At 54.8% G+C, this 21,897-nt stretch carries 22 protein-coding genes; 10 read left to right on the top strand and 12 right to left on the bottom strand.

Features of this window, described 5'->3' with window-relative positions; translation table 11 throughout:
* Positions 1-33 precede the first annotated feature (33 nt).
* The gene (locus HED22_RS18555) at positions 34-1,383 is read right to left on the bottom strand and encodes a TldD/PmbA family protein (RefSeq protein ID WP_167725065.1); all 1,350 of its coding nucleotides are present in this window, start codon (positions 1,381-1,383) and stop codon (positions 34-36) included.
* Positions 1,384-1,619: 236 nt separating this feature from the next.
* Here HED22_RS18555 and HED22_RS18550 point away from each other — a divergent pair, with 236 nt between their 5' ends.
* On the top strand, positions 1,620-2,213 hold the full coding sequence (locus HED22_RS18550; RefSeq protein ID WP_167725063.1) for a hypothetical protein: 594 nt from the start codon (positions 1,620-1,622) through the stop codon (positions 2,211-2,213).
* A gap of 55 nt (positions 2,214-2,268) precedes the next feature.
* Here HED22_RS18550 and HED22_RS18545 read toward each other — a convergent pair whose 3' ends face one another.
* A complete protein-coding gene (locus tag HED22_RS18545; RefSeq protein WP_167725060.1) occupies positions 2,269-3,795 on the bottom strand; it encodes a UbiD family decarboxylase in 1,527 nt (508 codons plus the stop codon).
* Between the two features lie 264 nt (positions 3,796-4,059).
* Between HED22_RS18545 and HED22_RS18540 the strand changes: the two genes are divergently transcribed.
* Positions 4,060-4,416 carry a hypothetical protein gene (locus HED22_RS18540; RefSeq protein ID WP_062953954.1) on the top strand — a complete coding sequence of 119 codons (357 nt, stop codon included), beginning with the start codon at positions 4,060-4,062 and terminating at the stop codon, positions 4,414-4,416.
* Positions 4,417-4,432: 16 nt separating this feature from the next.
* A complete protein-coding gene (locus HED22_RS18535) occupies positions 4,433-5,173 on the top strand; it encodes a hypothetical protein (RefSeq protein WP_167725058.1) in 741 nt (246 codons plus the stop codon).
* On the opposite strand, the gene HED22_RS18530 is transcribed toward HED22_RS18535, so the two are convergent.
* Together HED22_RS18530 and ubiA are read right to left on the bottom strand one after the other, a co-directional pair.
* Complete coding sequence (locus HED22_RS18530) at positions 5,170-5,877, bottom strand: methyltransferase (RefSeq protein ID WP_167725056.1); 708 nt, start codon at positions 5,875-5,877, stop codon at positions 5,170-5,172. The two genes, HED22_RS18535 and HED22_RS18530, sit on opposite strands and share 4 nt — an antisense overlap.
* A gap of 30 nt (positions 5,878-5,907) precedes the next feature.
* Positions 5,908-6,861, bottom strand: coding sequence for a 4-hydroxybenzoate octaprenyltransferase (ubiA, locus tag HED22_RS18525; RefSeq protein WP_167725054.1), 954 nt, complete (start codon positions 6,859-6,861; stop codon positions 5,908-5,910).
* Positions 6,862-6,921: 60 nt separating this feature from the next.
* Here ubiA and HED22_RS18520 point away from each other — a divergent pair, with 60 nt between their 5' ends.
* The gene (locus HED22_RS18520) at positions 6,922-7,722 is read left to right on the top strand and encodes a 16S rRNA (uracil(1498)-N(3))-methyltransferase (RefSeq protein ID WP_167725052.1); all 801 of its coding nucleotides are present in this window, start codon (positions 6,922-6,924) and stop codon (positions 7,720-7,722) included.
* An 11-nt stretch (positions 7,723-7,733) separates the two neighbouring features.
* Positions 7,734-9,104, top strand: a complete 1,371-nt coding sequence (locus tag HED22_RS18515; protein ID WP_167725050.1) for a glutamate--cysteine ligase — start codon at positions 7,734-7,736, stop codon at positions 9,102-9,104.
* An 80-nt stretch (positions 9,105-9,184) separates the two neighbouring features.
* Here the strand turns inward: HED22_RS18515 and glpD are convergent, their stop codons facing one another.
* The 5 genes from glpD to phnD form a co-directional block, all read right to left on the bottom strand.
* Positions 9,185-10,705, bottom strand: a complete 1,521-nt coding sequence (glpD, locus tag HED22_RS18510) for a glycerol-3-phosphate dehydrogenase (RefSeq protein WP_167725048.1) — start codon at positions 10,703-10,705, stop codon at positions 9,185-9,187.
* A gap of 1 nt (position 10,706) precedes the next feature.
* Complete coding sequence (phnE, locus tag HED22_RS18505; RefSeq protein WP_167725046.1) at positions 10,707-11,531, bottom strand: phosphonate ABC transporter, permease protein PhnE; 825 nt, start codon at positions 11,529-11,531, stop codon at positions 10,707-10,709.
* A complete protein-coding gene (gene phnE / locus HED22_RS18500) occupies positions 11,525-12,331 on the bottom strand; it encodes a phosphonate ABC transporter, permease protein PhnE (RefSeq protein ID WP_167725044.1) in 807 nt (268 codons plus the stop codon). The genes phnE (HED22_RS18505) and phnE (HED22_RS18500) overlap by 7 nt, the downstream gene beginning before the upstream one ends.
* A complete protein-coding gene (gene phnC, locus HED22_RS18495) occupies positions 12,328-13,125 on the bottom strand; it encodes a phosphonate ABC transporter ATP-binding protein (protein ID WP_167725041.1) in 798 nt (265 codons plus the stop codon). Before phnC ends, phnE (HED22_RS18500) begins: the two co-directional genes overlap by 4 nt.
* An 82-nt stretch (positions 13,126-13,207) precedes the next feature.
* Positions 13,208-14,134 carry a phosphate/phosphite/phosphonate ABC transporter substrate-binding protein gene (gene phnD, locus HED22_RS18490; RefSeq protein WP_254870281.1) on the bottom strand — a complete coding sequence of 309 codons (927 nt, stop codon included), beginning with the start codon at positions 14,132-14,134 and terminating at the stop codon, positions 13,208-13,210.
* 228 nt (positions 14,135-14,362) lie between these two features.
* On the opposite strand from phnD, the gene HED22_RS18485 reads away from it, so the two are divergent.
* The 4 genes from HED22_RS18485 to HED22_RS18470 all read left to right on the top strand — a co-directional run bounded on the left by HED22_RS18485 (position 14,363) and on the right by HED22_RS18470 (position 17,977).
* Positions 14,363-15,208, top strand: a complete 846-nt coding sequence (locus HED22_RS18485) for a DeoR/GlpR family DNA-binding transcription regulator (RefSeq protein ID WP_254870286.1) — start codon at positions 14,363-14,365, stop codon at positions 15,206-15,208.
* Between the two features lie 152 nt (positions 15,209-15,360).
* Positions 15,361-16,752 (top strand): class II fumarate hydratase, encoded by a 1,392-nt coding sequence (fumC, locus tag HED22_RS18480; protein ID WP_368484518.1) that lies wholly within the window; start codon positions 15,361-15,363, stop codon positions 16,750-16,752.
* 154 nt (positions 16,753-16,906) lie between these two features.
* The gene (locus tag HED22_RS18475) at positions 16,907-17,380 is read left to right on the top strand and encodes a DUF2946 family protein (RefSeq protein WP_167725035.1); all 474 of its coding nucleotides are present in this window, start codon (positions 16,907-16,909) and stop codon (positions 17,378-17,380) included.
* 75 nt (positions 17,381-17,455) lie between these two features.
* The gene (locus HED22_RS18470; protein WP_167725033.1) at positions 17,456-17,977 is read left to right on the top strand and encodes a copper chaperone PCu(A)C; all 522 of its coding nucleotides are present in this window, start codon (positions 17,456-17,458) and stop codon (positions 17,975-17,977) included.
* 97 nt (positions 17,978-18,074) lie between these two features.
* On the opposite strand, the gene HED22_RS18465 is transcribed toward HED22_RS18470, so the two are convergent.
* Complete coding sequence (locus tag HED22_RS18465; protein ID WP_167725031.1) at positions 18,075-19,130, bottom strand: pentapeptide repeat-containing protein; 1,056 nt, start codon at positions 19,128-19,130, stop codon at positions 18,075-18,077.
* Positions 19,131-19,285: 155 nt separating this feature from the next.
* Here HED22_RS18465 and HED22_RS18460 point away from each other — a divergent pair, with 155 nt between their 5' ends.
* Positions 19,286-19,789 carry a cupin domain-containing protein gene (locus HED22_RS18460; RefSeq protein WP_167725029.1) on the top strand — a complete coding sequence of 168 codons (504 nt, stop codon included), beginning with the start codon at positions 19,286-19,288 and terminating at the stop codon, positions 19,787-19,789.
* A 108-nt stretch (positions 19,790-19,897) separates the two neighbouring features.
* Here HED22_RS18460 and HED22_RS18455 read toward each other — a convergent pair whose 3' ends face one another.
* Positions 19,898-20,893 (bottom strand): peptide ABC transporter ATP-binding protein, encoded by a 996-nt coding sequence (locus HED22_RS18455; RefSeq protein WP_167725027.1) that lies wholly within the window; start codon positions 20,891-20,893, stop codon positions 19,898-19,900.
* A complete protein-coding gene (dppD, locus tag HED22_RS18450; protein WP_167725025.1) occupies positions 20,890-21,894 on the bottom strand; it encodes a dipeptide ABC transporter ATP-binding protein in 1,005 nt (334 codons plus the stop codon). Before dppD ends, HED22_RS18455 begins: the two co-directional genes overlap by 4 nt.
* Between the last annotated feature and the right edge of the window lie 3 nt (positions 21,895-21,897).

Genomic DNA, 21,897 nt, shown 5'->3' with positions numbered 1-21,897 from the left:
GTTATTTTTTGTCGGGTGGCGAAGGCCAGTGTGTTACTGCCCGGCTAGGGTCATGCCATCAATGCGCAGGGTCGGGGCATTGGTGCCGTATTTAAACGTCAGGTCACTGGCGGGGACAACGGTCTTGAACATGTCCTTGAGGTTGCCTGCCACCGTAATTTCAGACACCGGATAGGCCAGTTCGCCATTTTCAATCCAGTAGCCGGATGCACCACGCGAATAATCGCCGGTCACACCGTTGACGCTGCTGCCGATCATCTCGGTGATATAAAGACCCGATTTGATGTCCTTGATCATGTCTTCCGGTGCGATTGTACCCGGTTCCATATAAAGGTTGGTGGTCGACGGTCCCGGCAGGCTTCCGGCCCCGCGCGATGCGTTGCCGGTTGATTTCAGACCAAGCTGACGGGCCGAACGCAAATCCATGATCCAGGTTTTCAGAACACCGTTTTCGATCAGATGACGTTTCTGGTTTGCCACCCCTTCGGCGTCAAATGGTTTGGAACGCAGGCCGCGTTTGCGATGCGGATCATCAATGATGTTGATATGCGGCGCAAAGATTTCGCTGCCCATTGCATCAAGCAGGAAGCTTGTACCGCGTGCGATGCCGGATCCGTTAATCGCAGATGACAGATGTCCGACAATGGATGCGGAAACACGTGGATCATAGATGACCGGCACTTGCGCGCTTTTGACTTTTCGGGGGTTTAGGCGGCGCAGAGTTTTTTCGGCGGCCTTTTTGCCGATATCGACAGGATCGCGCAGATCGCTCGAAAAGACAGCACTATCATAGTCATAGTCACGTTCCATCGCGGTGCCGGTACCGGCAAGGACAGAAACCGAAATGTGGCTGCCCGACCCGGCATAGGAATTGGCAAAGCCATTGGTCGCGGCCAGCGTGATCTGATGGCGGCCCCAGCCGGCCTCAGATCCTTCGGAGTTGGTAATACCATCGACCGAGCGTGCAGCTTCTTCGCAGGCCGTTGCCCATTCGATCAGTTTGTCCTGATCGACTTCGCCGGGTTCACACAGCTCGAGCGCCTCGACATCAAAGGTTTCGGCAAGTTCACTTGGATCGGCAATACCACAATAGGGATCTTCGGGCGCATTTTTTGCCATCGCAACAGCGCGTTCGACCAGTTCGTTTAACGCTGCGTCGCTGGTGTCTGACGACGAAACAACCGCCTGTTTTTTACCAATCAGAACCCTAAGGCCAAGATCGGCCCCTTCGGAGCGTTCAAGCTTTTCCATCTTGCCCAGACGCTGGGCAACCGAAAGCGATGTGCCTTCGACATAAACGGCATCGGCATCGTCTGCACCGGCCTTTTTCGCCTGCGTCAGAAGATCATTGATGCGATCAAGTGTCATGTCGGTCTTGGGCATGGAGGCTCCCTTGTATCGGAATGGGTCTCGGAATGTATTTCTTACGTTATAGGGCGCAGGAACGCTTTCGCAAAGACCGGAAACAAAAAGCTGTTTGGGGTCGTAATTTGCTGCCCTTTATCAGAGGTGGCAGGACCGGGGCGAACTGGCAAGGCCCCGACAGTTGCAGATTTCAGATGGCTTTCTGCTATAATCAAACAAACAAGCGCGAAACGCGCCAGATAAACGGGAACGCGATGAACACGCAAAAAATTCTTTCTAGGTTTGGTGTCGCCTGCCTGATCGGTATGGCCTGGCCTGCAATTGCCGACGACAGCAAGACTGTGATGCATGGATGGGATGAAAATGGCGTCTGGGAACTGAACGCAGACGGCAAGTCCGATCCGGTATCAAGCGCGCAGCTTTATAGCGAAATGCGTATTCAGGGCGGGCAACATGCTCGGAACTATCGCCACCAGATACTGACCGGTGATTTTACCTGTGACGGCGTATTTGATCGCATTGTCGGATGGGTTGACCTCGACAATCCCGAAGGCCCGTTTTTTGCGCTGTTGTTCGTCACCAATCACGGTGCCAAAGCGCAAAGCGAATTGCGTTATATCCCGTTTAAACAGTCCGAACAATTTGCGCTGTGCATCTATGACGAAACGGCCCCGCCAGTGCTGAGCTGGCAGGAAAACGAGGTCGAATTCATGCGCGAGGTCGTTGGCAATGATGAACTGTGCAACATCGGCATTCGCGTTGACGACTTCATGTGCGATGCGCCGCAATTTTTCTATTCAGAAAAACCCGATGCAAATGACGAGCATTGGGCGTTTTTCAGAAACTAAACCGACTGGTTAACGGCAAAAGAAAAGGCGGGCTCGATGCCCGCCTTTGTCATATTCAGTCCCGCCAGATTTTCTTGCCCGATCCGGGCAGGCCATAGCGGTCCCATTTCTGATCGACACGGTCGATGATCTCATCATCCATGTAGATTTTCTCGCCCCATTCGCGGTTGGTCTCGCCGGGCAGCTTGTTGGTGGCATCAAGGCCAAGTTTGCCGCCAAGGCCCGACACAGGGGACGCGAAATCAAGATAATCAATCGGTGTATCGGTGACGGTGGTGATGTCACGTACCGGGTCCATCCGGGTCGAGATTGCCCACATGACATCTTTCCAGTCACGGACATCAATGTCGTCATCCACGACGATGACGAATTTGGTGTACATGAACTGACGCAGGAACGACCAGACACCCATCATCACGCGCTTGGCGTGACCGGCATAGGCCTTCTTCATTGACACAACCGCGATGCGATAGCTGCAACCTTCGGGCGGTAGCCAGAAATCAACAATTTCCGGGAACTGCTGCTGGAGGAGCGGCACGAAGACATCGTTCAATGCCTCGCCGAGAACCGATGGTTCATCTGGTGGACGACCGGTGAAGGTCGACAGATAAATCGGATCTTTGCGCATGGTGATCGCTGTCACGGTAAAGACCGGGAAGTCTTCGACCGAGTTATAATAACCGGTGTGATCGCCATACGGGCCTTCGGGGGCGTATTCATCAAGCGACACGTAGCCTTCCAAAACGATCTCGGCGGTGGCGGGCACCTTGAGCGGGACGGTCTTGCAATCCACCAGTTCGACTTTCTCGCCGCGCAGAAGACCGGCAAACTGATATTCCGACAGGGTATCTGGCACGGGTGTCACCGCGGCAAGGATCGTGCCCGGATCGGCCCCCAGCACGATGGCGGCCGGAAGCGGTTCGCGTTTTTCATTTTTCCAACGGGCATGATGCTGTGCGCCACCCCGATGTTTTAGCCAACGCATGATGGTCCTGTTCTTGCCCAGCACCTGCATGCGATAGATGCCAAGGTTAAAGACATCGCGCTTGTCGCCGCCTTTTTCACCGGCACTTGGGCCTTGTGTCACGACCAGCGGCCAGGTGATCAGCGGGCCGGGTTCGCCCGGCCAGCAGGACTGAACCGGAATTTTGGAAAGATCGACATCGTCCCCTTCAAGAACCACTTGCTGACACGGGGCCTTTGAGACTGTTTTGGGCTTCATCGCCATCACGGTCTTTGCCAGCGGCAACATGGAAAAGGCTTCGCGGATGCTGGCCGGTGGTTCGGGCTGTTTAAGAAACGCCAATGTTTCGCCGACTTCACGCAGTTCTTCGGGCTTGCGGTTCATGCCCGCTGCCACACGGTCCACGGTGCCAAACAGGTTGACCAATACCGGCATGTCATATTTTTTGCCGTCGTCACCCACGACATTTTCAAACAGAACCGCCGGTCCACCCTCGGCCAGAAGGCGTGTCTGGATTTCTGTCATTTCAAGGTTGGGCGATACCGGTTCGGTGACGCGGACAAGACGGCCGGTTTTTTCCAGCGCATCCATGAAGTCACGAAGGGATTGATAGGGCATGGCACCTGTCATCTGCAAAGCTTTGAAACCTGATTGTCTTCATACGCGGGCACGCGGGCTTGGACAACCTTGCTGTTGTCAAATACGTCATTTGTAACCGGGCCGATCCATCCCTACATGCTCTGACAATGCTGCGTTGCACGAAGATGCATAATTTTGCGGTTTTGGTTAGCGCATCATTTGGTTATACATGGGCAAGGAATAGAGTCGCGTGGCCCACAACACGCGACCTGGCAACTCACCAAAAGCATGAAGGACGCACAGATGGCCAAGTACTGGGTTATCGGGGGCACCTATCAGGATACCGGTTTCGACAAGCCGATTGGCGAAGAAACCAAGATTGGTCCGTTTGGCAGCTTCGAAGAAGCCGAACAGCAATGGTCGAAAATGGCCTGGCAGTCGGTTGATGACGCAAATTCGCGTTACCGCATTGAACGCCTTGAAGAATACTGGGTTGTTGGTGGCGAGTATGAAAGCACCGACTTTGAAAACCCGGTCGGCGGCGAAGAAGAGCGCCACGGTCCGTTCGCGACGTTCGGTGATGCAGAAAAAGCCTGGTCGAAACTGGCTTGGCAGCATGTTGATGACTGCAACTATCGCTATCGCGTCGTAGAAGGCTAAGCCGGACCGATCAGACATGTTTTCGTTATCTGAGGCGCACCTCATCACGGATCCCGTGCTGCGCGACCAGATCGAACAGCATCCACGCGCGCAGGACCTCCTGCGCGCGTTTTTGTATCCTTATGCCGCGCCGGATCATGATTTCCTGTTTCGGGGTGGCGAAGTGACCGCGTTGTCTGCAAGCGATCTTGCCCAGCTTACGCGCGGTCGGACGCCAGTTCTGGCCGTCGGGTCGAACCGCGCGCCCATTCAACTGACGCGGAAATTTACCCATCAGAGCCTGTCGGATGAAATTCCGGTGACCCACGGCTGGATCTCGCATCACGACATTGTCTATTCAACCCATTTGACCGGCTATGGCGCGGTTCCGGCAACGTTGGCACCTTCACCGGGTACACGGGTGCGGGTTTCGATTACCTGGCTCACAGCCACACAACTTGCCCACATGCATGTCACCGAATCTGTGCCCGCCCATTACAGCTTTGTGCAGCTTCATGGCCGCGATCTTGAACTGGATTGTGGTTTGAAGCCCGATCATATCGGCATGTACCAATCCGTGCGCGGGCATGTTTTTGATCAGGGCGCGGTTTATGCGTTGTCTGCGATTGAGGCCAAGGATCGCCGGTTTGCGTCGCTTAGCCAATGGGACATGATCGCGCATTTCGCCAAACGCGCCGGGCACAGCTTCACTCCCGGTTTTGTGCTGCGCGTGATTGATGACGTGGCATTTCGCCGTTCTGTTGTTGAACGCGGCTAATCACGGTCGGGCAAAAGCTGCCAGATGCGGGTGAACTTGCTGTCGGTGTCTTCGACGGCGACATCGACCGGCACGTCATAGGTTTCAAGTTCGTCGATATTATGTGTTGGGGCGTAGGTGCGACCGGGATCAGCAAGGATGACCTTGGTGCCAAGGCGGGCTTCTGCCATCAGCCATTGCAGGACGGCATTTGCCATATCTTGCTGATAGCAGACGTCACCGGCAAAAATCACGTCCCAGCGTTTTTCCGGGGATGACGTGCCAACAAGGTTTTCCGTCGTGGTCGGGATTTCAACGCCATTGTGTTTGGCATTCAGCCGCGTCGCTGTAATCGCCACCGGATCAATATCATTGGCAAGAATTTCGGCAGCCTCGGACTGCACACAGGCAATCGCCTGCATGCCACCGCCACAGGCAAAATCAAGCACCCGTTTGCCGCGCACCAGTTCCGGATGATCAAGGATATAGCGCGCAATCGCCTGGCCTCCCGGCCATGCAAACGCCCAATAGGGCGGCGGGATATCGAGCACACCCAGAATATCTTCGGTCGCCTGCCAAAGCGGGGTGATGTGGGTTGCCAGATACATCTCGATTTCCGGGGCCAGTGGCACGCGGGCGGGCACGGTGAATGTTTCGATCAGATCGGCAAATTGCGGATCATCGACGTCGGGCACCAGTGCATCGGCAAAGACATTGTCGCTCATCAGCGGTTTACCTTGAAAAGGGGTATGTGTTTAAGCGGCCGCAATCAGGTGCGAAATCACAATGGCGGCCAGCACCAGCAATCCGTAGTCGCGGTTGGATTTAAACCGCTTCAGGCAATTGGCCGCGTCATCAAGTTTGACGGTGGCAACCTGCCAGCCAAGGTGAATGCCAGCAAGCCCCAGCAAGACGAAATAGGACCAGTGCAGATCGGCCAGCATGCCCGAAATGCCAAGCAAAAGGGTGGTCATGGTATAGAACCCCTTGGCCCATTTCGGCGTCGCATCGCCCAGACGCAGCGCCAGAGATTTCAGGCCGATCTTGGCATCATCATCCTTGTCCTGATGGGCATAGATGGTGTCATAGCCAAGCGTCCAGAAAAAGCCCGCCGCATACATGGCAATGGCGGCCGGTTCGACCGTGCCGGTCACCGCGGCCCATCCCACAAGCGCGCCCCAGTTAAAGGCAAGGCCAAGGCAGGCCTGCGGCCAATAGGTTATCCGCTTCATGAACGGATAGGTGATGATGATCGGGATCGAACAGATGCCGACGATGATGGCCTCGATGCGGAATTGCACCAGAATGCCAAGACCAAGCAGCATCATGAAGCCAAGAAACAGCAATGCCTGCCAGACCTTGACCTGACCACTGGGAAGCGGGCGGGTGGTGGTGCGTTCAACCTGACCGTCAAAATTGCGATCGGCCAGATCGTTGATCACGCAACCGGCCCCGCGCATGATGATCGCCCCAACCCCGAACAGGGCCATCATGATGACGATCTGTTTGGCATTGATATCGTCAGACAGGCCGCCCGCCATGGCCGTTGACCACCAGCAAGGCAAAAGCAAAAGCCAGGTGCCAATCGGGCGATCAAGGCGCAGCAGTTTCAGATAGGGCCGCACAGCTTCGGGCATGAAACGATCAATCCAGCCATCCTGTGGCATGTCGTTCTTGCTGGTCTGTATTGGCTGGTTGACCTGTGTCATAATTGGCCTATCTGATAAAAAACTATTTCAAGATGCCGTAAAACGGCTTTGGGGACCTTTATGACCGCAGATGCCACGCGCGCCCGCCAACGCCTTTTCGTTCGTGATCCTATCATGGCCGGTAGCGAAATCGAACTTGCTCCCGAACAGTCTCATTACCTCGAACATGTCATGCGCCTCAAGCCCGGAACGCCGGTAAAAATTTTTAACGGTCTGGACGGGGAGTGGCTTGGCACGATTATCGCGCTTCGCAAGAAGAAGGGCAGTGTCACGGCAGATCGCCAATTGCGCGAGCAGGGAAGCGAGGTCGGACCGACTCTTGTCTTTGCACCGATCAAAAAGCAGCGCCTTGATTTCCTGATCGAAAAGGCGGTCGAGCTTGGGGTTGAAAGATTGCAACCGGTCATCACCCAGCATGGCATTACCGACAAGGTCCGCCTTGACCGTTTGCAGTCACAGGTCATTGAGGCGGCAGAACAATGCGAACGCCTGACTGTGCCTGAGGTTTGCGAGCCCGTGCGGCTTCTGGACTGGGTTGCAAATGTGCCGGAAAGTCATCATTTGCTGTTTTGTGATGAAACAGGATCCGGGTCACCAATTGGTGAAGTGCTAAGTCAGCTATTGGCAAAGGGCGCTGGCTCGGTTATCGACAATACCAATGTTGTTAACCATGCAATCGTGATTGGACCCGAGGGCGGCTTTAGCGCCGACGAACTTGAACGTATCCGCAAACAGTCTTTTGCAACGCCTGTAAGCCTCGGTCCGCGTATCCTGCGTGCCGAAACGGCGGCAATCGCAGCTTTGACCGTATTTCAGGATCGTATCGGCGATTGGTCGCACCGACCCGTTGCGAGAGATTAGGGGAAGCCCTTATGACTGTCAGCGCCTCCACTGGTGACAGCCCGGTAATTGAAAGCCGGCGCCAGCTTGTCGAATGGTTCGAGTCCGGCTGTACGCCGAAAAAAGACTGGGCCATCGGCACCGAACACGAAAAATTCGCCTATACCCGCGATGATCTGCGCCCTATCCCCTATGAAGGGGATCGCGGTGTCAAAATGCTGCTTAATGCCCTTGCCAAACATTATGACTGGGAACCGGTCATTGAAAACGGCAATGTCATTGCACTGACAAAGGACAAGTGTTCCGTATCCCTTGAACCGGGCGGGCAGATCGAGCTTTCCGGTGCACCGCTTAAAAACATTCACCAGACCTGTGGTGAAGTGCATACGCACCTGCACGAAGTGCGCGAGATTTGCGACGGGCTTGGCATCGATATGCTGGGCGTCGGGCACAATCCGAAGTGGCGGCGTGAAGATATCCCGTGGATGCCCAAGGGGCGCTACAAGATTATGGGCGAGTATATGCCCAAGGTCGGAAGCCTCGGTCTGGACATGATGCTGCGGACCTCGACCATTCAGGTCAATCTCGACTTCAGCTCCGAAGCCGACATGATCAAGAAGTTCAAAACATCATTGGCACTTCAGCCGGTGGCAACGGCGTTGTTTGCGGCGTCGCCATTTGTTGATGGCAAGCCAAGCGGCTTCCTGTCGGCACGTTCGAACGTCTGGACGGATACCGATCCGGATCGTTGTGGCATGCTGCCATTTGTGTTCGAAGACGGTTTTGGCTTTGAACGCTATGTGGATTACATGCTCGATGTGCCGATGTATTTCGTTTATCGCGACGGAAAATATCTTGATGCATCAGGCAAGTCGTTCCGTGATTTCTTGGATGGCAAACTTGATGTCTTGCCGGGCGAACGCCCGACGATGAATGACTGGTCCGATCATATGACCACGGCCTTCCCGGAAGTGCGTCTCAAGAAGTTCCTTGAAATGCGCGGCGCCGATGGTGGCCCGTGGAAGCGTATCTGTGCGCTGCCGGCCCTTTGGGTTGGTCTGCTTTATGATGATGCCGCCCTTGATGCCGCATGGGACCTGGTCAAGGATCTGTCAGTTGCTGAGCGCGAAGCGCTGCGTAATGACGTTCCGCGTACCGCCCTTGCCACCCCGTTCAAGAACGGCACGGTGCAGGACCTGTCAAAAGAGGTTCTGGCAATTGCCCGTAAGGGTCTTAAAAACCGTGGCCGCATGGATGGCTATGGCGATGATGAAAGCCACTTCCTTGACAGCCTTGATGACGTTGCCGAAAGCGGCGTGACGCTTGCCGAGGAATTCCTTGATAAGTATGAAACCGAATGGAACGGATCGGTTGATCCGCTGTTCAAGGAATATGCCTATTAAGGCCGTTTGATACTTCGCAAAAAAGGGCAGTGAAATCACTGCCCTTTTTTAATATCTGCTGAGTGCGCGTGGCCCGATGATTACTGTGCAGCCCGACCAAGCCGGGTTTGGGCGGCAAACCATTTATCGATGGCTTCGACCTGATCAGGCTGCATCCCGATGCCAAGCTTGGTTCTGCGCCACAGAACATCTTCTGTGCCACAGGCCCATTCATTGGCCATCAGGTAGTGAAGTTCGGCTTCATACAGTTGCGGGGCGACCTCCGTCCCTAAATCGTCAAGTGACTGGGCAGTCCCGATGATCCAGTTGATCGCCGTGCCATAGCTTCGCACCAGCCGATACAGCAAAGCGTTCGGCAACCAGTCATAAGTTGCCTTTGCCTTGGCAAGGAACGCGTCAAAGTCCCCGTCCGGCATATCGCCACCGGGCAGAACCGCATTGGCTGTCCAATCCTTGGCATCATTCCCCAGAACCGGGGCCAGTTTTTGCATCGCATGTTCGGCCAATCGGCGATAGGTGGTGATCTTGCCGCCATAGATCGACAGGATCGGGGCGGAATTTTCGGTTTCCCCGGTATCAAGATCAAACACGTAATCGCGGGTTACCGCCGATGCATTGGTGTTTTTGTCATCATACAGTGGACGGACACCGGAATAGTCCCAAACCACGTCGTCGCGCGTAAGCGGTTTGGCCAGATATCCATTTACCAGATCAAGCAGATAGTCGATTTCCTGATTGCTGATTTTGACCTGTGCCGGGTCGCCATTATAGGCAACATCCGTGGTCCCGATCAGGGTGTAGTCCTGCTGATAGGGGATGGCAAAGGCAATGCGCCCGTCGCTGTTCTGGAAAATATAGCAATGATCATGGTCATAAATGCGCGGAACCACGATGTGGCTGCCCTTCACCAGTCGAAGGCCGGCGGCCTTTTTGCCCAGTCCGGCATTTTCGACCATCTCGGTCACCCATGGTCCGGCGGCATTGACCACCGCCTTGGCCCGAACCGATTGCGGGGAGCCATCTGGCCCGATCAGTTCGGCATTCCAGTGTTCGTGATGACGCACAAGGGACGCACATTTGGTGCGGGTTCGAATTTCCGCCCCACGCTCTTGCGCATCCTGTGCATTCAAAACCACAAGCCTTGCGTCATCCACCCAGCAATCGGAATAGGAAAAACCGCCGGTAAAATCGGATTTCAACGGTTCGCCTTCGGGCGTCCCCGTAAAGGAAACAGCGCGGGACCCGGGCAGACGTTTGCGTTTCGCCAGATGATCATACAGGAACAATCCGGCGCGCAGCATCCATTTCGGACGCAGGCCCTTGTGATGGGGCAGAACGAACGTCAAAGGCCAGATGATATGTGGGGCAGCGGCCAAAAGAACTTCGCGTTCCTGAAGGGCTTCACGCACCAGACGGAACTCGTAATGTTCAAGATATCGAAGACCGCCATGGATCAATTTGGTCGAGGAAGAAGAGGTGGCCGAGGCAAGGTCGCGCTGTTCGACCAAAAGAACAGAAAGCCCGCGACCGGCGGCATCACGGGCAATACCAGCCCCGTTGATGCCGCCGCCGACGACCAGAAGGTCGTAAGTTCTGGTCACGTTAGATCACCTTTTTACGCAGGTAAGCTGAGATGGCTTCGCCAATAATGACCAGACCAATGATTGCCAGAAGGATGGTGGCAACCGTCTGCCATGCAAAGGTATCAATCGCGCCTTGCAGGATGATGCCGATACCGCCAGCACCGACCAGACCCAGAACCGTACTTTCGCGCAGGTTGATGTCCCAGCGCAGGATCGAGACGGCAAAGAAGGTCGGCATGACTTGCGGAATGACGCCATAGACCAGAATCTTGAAGCGCGATGCGCCAACAGATTCCAGGGCTTCGATCGGTGCTCGGTCGATTTCCTCGATCGCTTCGCCCAGCAATTTGCCAAGGAAGCCAAGCGACCGGAAAATGATCGCCAGAATACCGGCCAGAACACCCGGTCCGAACACGGCGACAAACAGCAATGCCCAGATGATGGTATTAACCGAACGCGATGACACCAGAATGAACCGGCCAAGCCACAGCGTTGCGCGGTTTGGTGTGGTGTTCTGGGCCGCGATCAGGGCAATCGGCAAGGACAGGAACACGGCAAAGAACGTCGCAATCGTTGCGATATTGACGGTTTCAAGCAGTGTCCAGCCGATTTCCTGCCAGCCTTCAAGCGATGGCGGGAACATGCGGGCAAACAGATCACCCATCTGTTCCGGTGCATCCCAAAGCCATGGCCAGATGATGTTGATCGTGGACAAGGACCAGACGACAGCCAGTGCGACCAGTGCCATCAGGCCATACCGCCGCCAGCGTTCCTTGGTGGTGTAGCGAGACCATTCGCGGTTGGCGATTGCTTCCGGTCCGGTCGGTTGGGTGGTGGCTACCATAGGTTCCTCCTGATCCGGCCGCTGATGGCCTCGCTGACAAGGATCACACCGATGATGCAAAGGGTAATCGCCAGCGCAAAGTCATAGTCGTAACGCCCGAAAGCATTGAGAAGGGTCGATCCGATGCCGCCCGCACCAACGATGCCGACAATGGCAGAAGCGCGCAGGTTACTATCAAGCTGATAGATCGAAAGACCGATCTGACGGGGCATGATTTGCGGGATCACGGCGTAAAGCAGGGTGACAAAGGTCGCCCCGCCTGCGGCACGGATTGCCTCGACCTGACCCCAGTCGATTTCCTCGATCCGCTCAGCCAGCATTTTGGCAACGAAACCGATGGAATAGACCGTCAGTGTCAGAATGCCAGCCAGCGGGCCAAAGCCGACGGCTTTGACAAACAGGATCGCAACAATGACCGGGTGGAAGGAACGGGCAACAATGATGACACCACGCCCGATGGCATAAAGCCATTTCGGTGCGATGTTGGACGCCGATGCAAAGGCAATCGGAACGCTCAGCGCCAACCCAAGAAGGGTCGAGACGATGGCGATCTTGATGCTTTCCATGAAGCCGTCAAACAGCAATTCACCGCGGATGAAGCTTGGTGGGAAGGCGCCCTTGAAGATGCGGATCGCGCGCGGGACACCGTCCTGAATGCGTTCCCAGTCGAATGGCAGGGTTGTTAAGGCCCACCATACATAGGCCGCGACCGCCACCAGAAGGCCCCAGCGCAACACAGGGTTGGCAATAAAGGGGGGCTTTTTCCAGGTGCGGCCCGTTGGTTGAACGGTGCTGCTCATTTTGCGGCAACCTCGCGCAGGTGGGTGCTGCTTTCCGCGCCACCGCGTTCTTCGGCCGGAACACCGGCATAAATCTCGTCCATCGCCTCATTGTCCAGATCGACAGGCTCGCCGTCGAAAATGATGCGGCCAAAGCGCATGCCAACGATACGCTGGGTATATTCCTTGGCTTCATTGACGTTATGGATGTTGATCAGAACCGGCAGGTGCAGCTCGGATGCGAGCGCGCGCAGCAGTTCCATGATCTGACGGGATGTTTTGGGATCAAGCGATGCGGTCGGTTCATCGGCCAGCAGGATTTCAGGTTCCTGCATCAGGGCACGCACCACGCCAACACGCTGGCGTTCACCGCCGGAAAGTTCATCGGCACGTTTGTCGGCGTAATGGGCGATGCCGACACGTTCCATCAGGTGGAAGGCGCGATCAATGTCTTCCTGCGGATATTTGCGCGTGACCGCGCGCCATGCCGGAAGATAGCCCAGACGACCGGACTGGACGTTTTCCATGACCGTCAGGCGGTCAATCAGGTTAAAGCCCTGAAACACCATGCCGATGCGGCGGCGTGCCAGACGCAGGGCCTTGCCTTCAAGTTTGGTCAGTTCGGTACCATTGAGTTCGATAGAACCCGAAGACGGTTCCACAAGGCGGTTGATACAGCGCAGCAGGGTACTTTTACCCGCGCCCGACGCACCGATGATGGAAACAACACTCTCGCCCGGGACTTCAAGGTTCAGGTTCTTCAACACTGCCTTTTCGTCGCCATAGCGTTTTACAAGTTCTTTGATACGCAGCATTGCGTTACCCCGAAAGAAATGGGTGGCACAGGGCCTGCCGAAGCAGGCCCTGCAAAGTTCGGAACGATTGGATAGTCAGGAATTACTTCAGGTTGTCCGGGGTGTATTTCACGCCGTTAGCGGCCTGAATTTCACGGATAACCGCCCAGTCATCCTGATAGGTGATCGGCAGAAACTTCGAGACACCTTTGAACTCTTCACCAAGGGCGGTGCCCTTCATGTCAAAGGTAAAGAAGGCTTCCTTGATCTTTTCGATCAGTTCCGGCTTCAGGTTGTAGGCATAGTTGAACGAAGTGGTCGGGAAAGGCTTGCTTTCATAGATGATTTTGACTTCGTTCGGATCATAGAGATCACGCTGGGCCATACGCTCGACAACTTCCGAGGCAACCGGGGCTGCGTCATAGTCACCGGCAACAACGCCAAGGATCGACTGATCGTGGGAACCGGAATAGACAACTTCGTAATCCTGTTCCGGAACGATGCCCTGACCCGGAAGCAGTGCACGCGGTGCCAGGTTGCCCGAGTTCGACGTCGGCGAGGTATGGGCAACGCGTTTGCCTTTCAGATCCTCAACCTTGTCGATACCGCTGTCGGTGCGGGTATAGAGCTGCAAGGTGTAGCCAAAGCGACCATCATCCGCACCCATCAGGGCGAACGGAACCGCACCGGCAAGGTTAACGGCAAACGGGGTCGGGCCGGTCGAGAAGCCGGCAACGTGCAGGCGGCCTGAACGCATGGCTTCGACTTCTGCGGAGTTCGACTGAACGGCAAAGAAGTGAACATCCTTGCCGGTCACTTCTTCAAGATGCTGCAGGAACGGGTCCCAGATATCGGCATAGACGGCCGGGTCTTCAACCGGGGTGTATGCGAAGACAAGCGTGTCGGGATCGACCAACTGGTCTGCTGGCGGGGCATCGGCAACAAGATCGCCATCCATGTCGCAATACATCGGATCAAGGTCGCCGCGTGCGATGCAGTCATCTGCTGCCGCAGCCGGGCTGGCGGACATGCCAACCATGCCGATTGCGGCAAGGAGAGTGGTAAGCTTTAAACTGTCGGTTTTTTTCGGAATTGAAAACACTGTTTTCGAACCTTTCTTCCCTGTGAATAACGGCTTTCCGCCATTTTGAATGTGGTTTTGTTGTTTTTATTGTTGCTTTAGACAACAATATGAATTTGAAAAAGTTGGAAAATCAACACAAAACTGTAACAAAACATGTCGGTCATCGTTGTTAAGATGCCTGTATTCGGCACAAAACCGGCCATAATTGAGGGGGATGTGGCTTTGCGTTTGGGAAAAAAAGAGCGTCAGCAACGTATTCTGCAAGAGTTACAAGTTCATCCTCATGTGAGAGTTGCCACACTTGCAGAACGATTCGACGTTGCAACCGAAACCATCCGCCGCGATCTTGATTCACTGAGCCATGAGGGATTGATCAAGCGCGAGTTTGGCGGAGCGTCTGCCCGGCCGATGGGCCATCAGCCAGATCTGGCTGAACGCCAGATGTCTGCCGTGGCGGGGTTTGAGCGGATTGGTATGCTGGCCGCCGATATGGTGCGCTCAGGCGATGTGGCGATGATCGATGCCGGATCAACGGTTGCCCAGATTGCACCGTTTCTTGCCGCACGCACGACGAAACTGCCGCGTACGTTTCTGACCAATTGCTATGCGGTGGTGCATGGCATGGCAGAACTTGTTGATCATGACGATGTGCTGATGTGTCCGGGGCAGTTTGATCGACGGGAAAACGCGGTCTATGGCAATGACACCATCGAATATCTGCGGCGGTTTCATGCCAATATCGCCTTTATCGGCGCATCGGGAATTTCCCGACAGGGGTTTAGTGACGTCAACCGGCGCGCGGTTGCCGTTAAGCGGGCGATGATGGAACGGTCGGATGAAACATGGTTGATGGTTGATCATACCAAGTTTGATCAGCGCTATCTGGAAAACGTCGCCCCGCTGGAAGACCTGACGGGCATCATCACAGACCGACAACCCGAACCGGAATTCGCGTCCCAGCTTGAACGGGCCGGCATCCGCCTTTTGGCGTGGTCTGATGAAAAGCGGGCTATTGCCTGATAAACCCGGAAATCTTTGAAAATAAGATTTGTTCGCAATTGAGTTTGCGTTATTCCTGATTCCAAACCATATTTCCGGGCACAGCGCGTTATTGTGCTATGTGCCGGGTTCCCGCCCCGGTCAGTTTGTTTCTGACACGGAGGATTTTGATCGTGACCAATCCAGTGACGACCCGTACCGAACAGGACACCATGGGCGAAATTGAGGTGCCCGCCGACCGGTACTGGGGGGCGCAAACCCAGCGATCCAGACAGAATTTCCGCATTGGTGGCGAACGCATGCCCGATGCCCTGATCAAGGCGTTCGGGGTTCAGAAACTGGCGGCTGCGCGTGCCAATGCTGCACTTGATAATCTTGACCCCGAACTGGCCAAGGCGATAGAGGCGGCAGCATCCGAAGTAGCCGAAGGCAAGCTTCTTGATCATTTCCCCCTGGTGGTCTGGCAAACCGGATCAGGTACCCAGACCAACATGAACACCAACGAAGTGATCGCCAACCGGGCCTGTGAGATCCTTGGCAAGCCGATGGGCAAGCGTGAACCGGTCCATCCCAATGATCACGTCAACCGCGGCCAGTCATCCAATGACAGCTTCCCGGCTGCGATGCATATTGCGGCCGTTGTCGAGATTGAAGAAAAGCTCAAACCCGCCCTTAATCACCTGCGCAAGACCCTTGAGGACAAGGTCGCGGCATTTGACGATATTGTCAAAATCGGTCGTACCCATATGCAGGATGCTGTGCCGCTGACCCTTGGGCAGGAATTTTCAGGCTACGTCGCCCAAATCACGCTGGGGCTGGACCGGATTGACGATGCGCTTAAACGCCTGCGCAAGCTGGCACAGGGTGGTACAGCACTTGGCACCGGATTGAATGCGCCTGATGGTTTTGATGTCGAATTTGCCAAACAGGTTTCCGACATTACCGGCCTTAAATTTGACACCGCCGAGAACAAATTCGAAGCATTGGCGGCGCATGACGCGTGCGTTGAAATGTCGGGCGTGATGAATGTTCTGGCGACGTCTCTGATGAAGATCGGCAATGATATTCGCCTGTTGGGCTCCGGGCCGCGTTGCGGATTGGGCGAACTTGTTCTGCCAGCCAACGAGCCCGGATCATCGATCATGCCGGGCAAGGTCAACCCGACCCAGGCAGAGGCATTGACCATGGTCTGCGCACAGGTGATGGGCAACCACGTTGCAGTGACGGTGGGGGGATCAAACGGTCATCTGGACCTTAATGTGTTCAAGCCGGTGATCATTTATAACCTGCTGCAATCCATTCGCCTGATTGCCGATGCGTCGATCAGTTTTGCCGACAATTGCATTGCCGGGCTTGAAGCTGATCAGGAAAAGATCGACCACTATGTCGAACAAAGCCTGATGCTGGTCACGGCCTTGGCGCCGCATATTGGCTATGACAATGCAGCGGCGGTCGCCAAAAAGGCGCACAAGGAACGCAGCAGTCTGAAAGAAGCCTGTATCGCGCTTGGTTTCCTTGATGGGGATCGGTTTGACGAGCTGGTTCAGGCACGCGACATGATCTGATGTGACGTTTTCAAACATCACAACGCAAGGCCGGGCATCGCACCCGGCCTTATTCTTCCACATCGTGAAAAGTAGAAAGACGTCTGGACAAAACAGACAGGCTGCAATGATCAATGTCATTGCAGGTCTAACTTAAATCGGGCATATCCAAGTGATGATCACGCACAAACGCCATAACCGCCACGCAGGCGGAATGTCCATGCGCCGTGTCGTTCAGACATGGTTGGTGGCGTTTGTTGTTCTGTTTGCAGGCGTCACCCAGTCCGGGCTTGTGCCAGCATTGCTGAGCGGGCAGTCAACCGGTATTGCGACCGCATCGGCGGCAGAAATCGCGCCGGGTGGTGACTATGTTCTGATTTGTACGCCGGCTGGCATCAAGCTTGCGTCGGTGGATCAGCTTTATGGTGTGGTTGCATCCGCATCGACAGATGACACCGACGAGATGCCTGCTCATGCGTCTTGCCCGCTTTGTGCAAATCATCACGGGGCGATGGCCGCGATTGATCTGCCCTATGTCGCGCCGGTTCCGGTCATTCATGACGTTACTTATGCCAAGGCAATTGCCTTGGTCGCGCTGCATGACGTACGACGTACCCGACATTCCCGGGCCCCGCCCACTTCCATCTGATTTCACAGACTGATTACCGCAATACGACTGAAATCGAAGGCCCGCGTGTGCTGGCCGACTAATGGATGGAATATCATGAAAAAGCTTTTTGCAATTGTTGCGACCGTGGCGTCGCTGTTCGTCGTAACCAACGCCTTTGCCGCCGATATCGAAATCAAGGATGCCTGGGCGAAGGCCTCCAAAGGCATGGTGCGCAACGGTGCGGCTTTCTTTGACATCGTTAACCATGGTGGTGCGGACCGCGTCGTTGCGGCGCGCAGCGACATCTCCAAACGCACCGAACTTCACACCCACATCATGGAAAATAATGTCATGAAGATGCGTGAAGTTCAGGGTGGTGTGGAAGTGCCAATGCATGGCACCGTCCATTTCAAGCCGGGTGGCTATCACGTCATGTTCATTGGCCTGAATGAGGCGCTTGAAGAAGGTCAGAAAATCGACATCGTTCTCGAATTCGAAAAAGCTGGCGAAGTTCCGGTGACCATTGATGTCCTGAACACCATGTCGATGGGCCCCAAAGGCGGTGCTGGCATGGGGCATGGCAGCGGCCATGGTTCGGGCCATGGTGAAGGCAAGATGAAAATGAAGAGCAACTAAGTCATCTTTTGATACTGTTCTGAAAATGCGCAGCGTCCTTTAAAAAAGGAAAGGGGGGAAGTTTTTACGTTCCCCCCTTTATTCACGTGTCTGCAGTTTATGTTCCGCAGGCCTTTGCTGGCCAATCAAGATGTTCTGGTATTTGCGGGGGTGGTCCAGTAGATCTTTGGCAGGATTGGTTCAGCTGACTCTGTGTGATATCGGATTTCCGAAAATCAGCATTAGTGACATCTGCATTTATAAAGTTGGCTTTATATAAGACTGAGTTTACGAAGCTTGCGGAATCAAGTTGAGCATTTTGAAAATCAGCCAAGGATAGGTCCGAATTATCAAAATGTGCGTACGAAAGGTTTGCGTATTTGAAGTTCACTTTTTGTAACGTTGCATCACCGGCATCCAGAGCAAATCCAGATGCACGCTCAAAAATTGCACTGGTCAGTTCTGCTTTGTGGAAGTTAGACATTCCCAACTGTGCATTTGTGAAATCTGCACGTCCCATCCGAGCTGCCTCGAAATCTGCGACTTGTACTTTTCCATAGGAGAAATCCGCTGCATGCAAACTGGCTTCTCTAAATGAGGCGCCTGTACCCCATATCCCAATTTCAATGGATTCTGGGGTAGGAATTGTGTCGCCGAGGTTCGCCTCGTGAAATATACCTGCGGTAAGGACTACATTGTCGAAATTTGCTGAGCGGAGTTGCGCGCCGGAAAAGTCTGTCCGAGCTGGGAAATAGACACCAGTAAATGATGCGGCATCTAGAGAAACACCTTCTCTGACCAAGAACTCGACTAAGCTAGCAATTCCTATGCCTGCTGCACGGTCTCCCGGTTTTGCCAATGACGAGACTTGAGCAATTAATGTAGCGTTTCTCACTGCTCTATCAGTTTCGCGCTGCTGCAGCTCAAGGTAAAATGAAAGAGCACCAGTTGCGACTAACGCAGCGCCAGCACTCTCAACAACCAATCGTACAAGGGCGTTCGCCCTCCAAAACGAAAACCATTTTTCGCTTATGCGGTTTCCAAAATGCCAGATACCGCGAGGTATGCTCAAAGCCGATTGTGTCAGAGATAGAAGCTTAGAACGAGCTTTCTGGTTACGGCTTTTCCTGAAGCCGTAATAAGGATGGTATGTATGTTGAATTCTTTTGTTCAAGGCTCAGTCTGTCTTGTAACCAAAAGATGTTTAACTCGTCTACAATGATGTCAGAGGTTGTTTTTTCGTCAATAGATAATGCGGTGCACTGTACAAAGTACGTTTGTTGTCGTCATGATGGGGAAGCAATAGCCGTTGATTACCGGGAGCCCATCATGTCCGACGACATCACCATCGACGATTTGATCGCCAAGCTTGACCTACAGCCACACCCTGAGGGCGGCTATTACGCTGAAACCTTCCGGGCGTTTGAAACCTGTAATCCCGGCAATCGGTATTTGGGTGTGCGCAGCACCGGAACTGCGATCTATTACCTTCTGACGCCGGATACCTTTTCGGGCATGCATATCCTGACCAGTGACGAGATTTTCCACCACTATATCGGGGATGCGGTTGAGCAGCTTCAACTGTTTGAGGATGGCACGCATCAGAAGGTCGAAATCGGCAAGGATCTGCTGGCGGGTCAAAAGCCGCAGATGATTGTGCCCAAGAATGTCTGGCAGGGCGCGCGCCTTAAACCCGGTGGCAAGTTTGCGCTTCTGGGCTGTACCGTGGCACCGGGGTTTGATTTCGCCGATTTCTCGATGGGAAAACGTGCTGCGCTGAGCGCAAAATGGCCTGCGGCATCCGAGATGATTGCGGCATTGACGCGCGACTGATCCTGCGTGTGCAAAAATGCGCAGGGGCGCAGCTTTGTAAAAAGCGCGCCCCCTTGCTCCCTTGTCTACCTGGATAAGCTGTTAGGCTTTCCGGGCGATCGCCTGTTGTCAGGCGATTTCTTCGACCCGATGACACGCCACTTCGCGGCCTTCGAAATTGCGCAGTTCCGGGCGAACTTTCGCGCATTCCTCGGTCGCAAACGGGCAGCGTTTGTGGAACGCGCAGCCCGATGGCGGGTTGATCGGTGATGGCAATTCGCCGGTCAGCGGTTCTGCCTTCACACGTTGTGTCGGGTCGATCTTTGGTGCCGACGCCAAAAGCGCCCGAGTGTAGGGGTGCAGCGGCTTGGCAAAGATCTCTTCGGTTGGTCCCTTTTCAGCGACGCGACCGAGATACATCACCATGACGTCATCTGCAATATGTCTGACGACAGAAAGATCGTGCGAGATGAAAACATAGGCGACATTCATCTCTTCCTGAAGGTCCATCATCAGGTTCAGAACCTGCGCCTGTACCGATACATCAAGGGCCGAAACCGGCTCGTCCGCAACGATGACCTTGGGTTCAAGGATCAGGGCACGGGCAATCGCGATGCGCTGGCGCTGGCCACCGGAAAACATATGCGGGTAACGCTGATAGAATTCCGGACGCAGGCCAACCTTCGCCATGGTCGCGCGCACGCGTTCTTCGCGCTCCTTGCGGCCAAGGTTGTCCATGTTCAGAAGAACCGGCTCTGCCAGGATTTGCCCAACCTTTTTGCGCGGGTTCAGCGAGCCATACGGGTTCTGGAAGATCATCTGAACCGTGCGACGGAACTGTTTGGCGTCCTTGTCAGACAGATCACCAACCTCGTTGCCATTGAGCTTAAGCGCGCCAGAGGTCGGCTTTTCGATCAGGGTCAGCTGACGACCAAGGGTCGATTTACCACAGCCGGACTCACCAACAACCGCGAGGGTTTTTTGCGATTCAAGCGTGAAGGAAACGCCATCAAGCGCCTTGACCATGGCGCTGGGTTTGCCAAGGCCGCGATTAACTTCGTAGTGACGGACAAGATCATCGGATTCCAGAAGCGGAACACCGGGTTTGGTATCCAGAAAACTCATAACACAGTCTCCCCGGTGGCCATGCCAGTCGGCTGGCCCTGATCATTTAGCGGATAGAAGCAACGCACATCGCGGCCGTTGAAGTCGGTGACCTCCGGGCGCGCTTTCAGGCACTGGTCATTGGCATAACGGCAACGCGGTGCCAGCAGACATCCAGCAGGACGGTCATACTGACCGGGAACCACGCCGGGGATGGTCCGAAGACGGTCATGGCCTTCGGAGCGTTCCGGCAGGGCTTCAAGCAGTGCCTGCGTGTACGGATGACGTGGGGCTGCAAAGATGCTGTCAGCCGGGCCACTTTCAAACAGCTGACCGGCATACATGACCTGAATGCGGTTTGCAGCCTCGGACACCAGTGCCAGATCATGGGTGATCAGCAACAATCCCATGTCGCTGTCTTCCTGCAATTTCAAAAGCAGGTCGATGATCTGGGCCTGAATGGTCACATCAAGGGCGGTGGTCGGTTCATCAGCAATCAAAAGGCGCGGGTTGCACGCAATCGCCATGGCAATGACGATACGCTGGCTCATGCCACCGGAAAGCTGATGCGGATAAGCGGTCATACGCGATTTCGGATCGGGAATGCCAACCTGGTTCAGCAGATCAAGCGTGCGTTCCCGACGCTGTTTCTTGTTGCCACCCTCATGGACCTTAAGGGCCTCCATGATCTGGGCTTCGACCGTGAAGCAAGGGTTGAGAGCTGACATCGGATCCTGAAAGATCATGGCGATGTCTTTGCCGGTGATCTGACGACGGCGTTTTGCCGGCATGTTAAGCAGATCCTGACCATCAAAGGTCAGGGCGTCTGCTGTCACACGCCCGGGAAAATCAATCAGACCCATCACGGCAAGTGATGAGACCGACTTGCCCGAACCGGATTCACCGACGATGCCAAGCACCTCGCCGCGATCAACAGAATAGCTTACGGAATCAACAGCACGAAACGGCTTGTCTTCGGAGCCGAACTCGACTGTCAGGTTTTTTACTTCGAGAAGAGCCATGAC

It is taken from the genome of Thalassospira sp. HF15 (assembly GCF_011806525.1).
Classification (GTDB): Bacteria; Pseudomonadota; Alphaproteobacteria; order Rhodospirillales; family Thalassospiraceae; genus Thalassospira.
This window is presented reverse-complemented; position numbering and strand designations above follow the sequence as displayed.

Excerpts from the sequence above, each read along its gene's own strand:
- phnE (WP_167725046.1), bottom strand. The coding sequence starts at position 11,531 with ATGGTAGCCACCACCCAACCGACCGGACCGGAAGCAATCGCCAACCGC.
- HED22_RS18455 (WP_167725027.1), bottom strand. The coding sequence starts at position 20,893 with ATGAGTTTTCTGGATACCAAACCCGGTGTTCCGCTTCTGGAATCCGAT.
- HED22_RS18545 (WP_167725060.1), bottom strand. The coding sequence starts at position 3,795 with ATGCCCTATCAATCCCTTCGTGACTTCATGGATGCGCTGGAAAAAACC.
- HED22_RS18485 (WP_254870286.1), top strand. The coding sequence starts at position 14,363 with ATGCCTGTATTCGGCACAAAACCGGCCATAATTGAGGGGGATGTGGCT.
- HED22_RS18540 (WP_062953954.1), top strand. The coding sequence starts at position 4,060 with ATGGCCAAGTACTGGGTTATCGGGGGCACCTATCAGGATACCGGTTTC.
- HED22_RS18530 (WP_167725056.1), bottom strand. The coding sequence starts at position 5,877 with ATGAGCGACAATGTCTTTGCCGATGCACTGGTGCCCGACGTCGATGAT.
- HED22_RS18535 (WP_167725058.1), top strand. The coding sequence starts at position 4,433 with ATGTTTTCGTTATCTGAGGCGCACCTCATCACGGATCCCGTGCTGCGC.
- phnD (WP_254870281.1), bottom strand. The coding sequence starts at position 14,134 with ATGTCCGCCAGCCCGGCTGCGGCAGCAGATGACTGCATCGCACGCGGC.
- phnE (WP_167725044.1), bottom strand. The coding sequence starts at position 12,331 with ATGAGCAGCACCGTTCAACCAACGGGCCGCACCTGGAAAAAGCCCCCC.
- ubiA (WP_167725054.1), bottom strand. The coding sequence starts at position 6,861 with ATGACACAGGTCAACCAGCCAATACAGACCAGCAAGAACGACATGCCA.
- HED22_RS18475 (WP_167725035.1), top strand. The coding sequence starts at position 16,907 with ATGATCACGCACAAACGCCATAACCGCCACGCAGGCGGAATGTCCATG.
- dppD (WP_167725025.1), bottom strand. The coding sequence starts at position 21,894 with ATGGCTCTTCTCGAAGTAAAAAACCTGACAGTCGAGTTCGGCTCCGAA.
- phnC (WP_167725041.1), bottom strand. The coding sequence starts at position 13,125 with ATGCTGCGTATCAAAGAACTTGTAAAACGCTATGGCGACGAAAAGGCA.
- HED22_RS18550 (WP_167725063.1), top strand. The coding sequence starts at position 1,620 with ATGAACACGCAAAAAATTCTTTCTAGGTTTGGTGTCGCCTGCCTGATC.
- HED22_RS18515 (WP_167725050.1), top strand. The coding sequence starts at position 7,734 with ATGACTGTCAGCGCCTCCACTGGTGACAGCCCGGTAATTGAAAGCCGG.
- HED22_RS18555 (WP_167725065.1), bottom strand. The coding sequence starts at position 1,383 with ATGCCCAAGACCGACATGACACTTGATCGCATCAATGATCTTCTGACG.
- HED22_RS18460 (WP_167725029.1), top strand. The coding sequence starts at position 19,286 with ATGTCCGACGACATCACCATCGACGATTTGATCGCCAAGCTTGACCTA.
- HED22_RS18520 (WP_167725052.1), top strand. The coding sequence starts at position 6,922 with ATGACCGCAGATGCCACGCGCGCCCGCCAACGCCTTTTCGTTCGTGAT.
- HED22_RS18470 (WP_167725033.1), top strand. The coding sequence starts at position 17,456 with ATGAAAAAGCTTTTTGCAATTGTTGCGACCGTGGCGTCGCTGTTCGTC.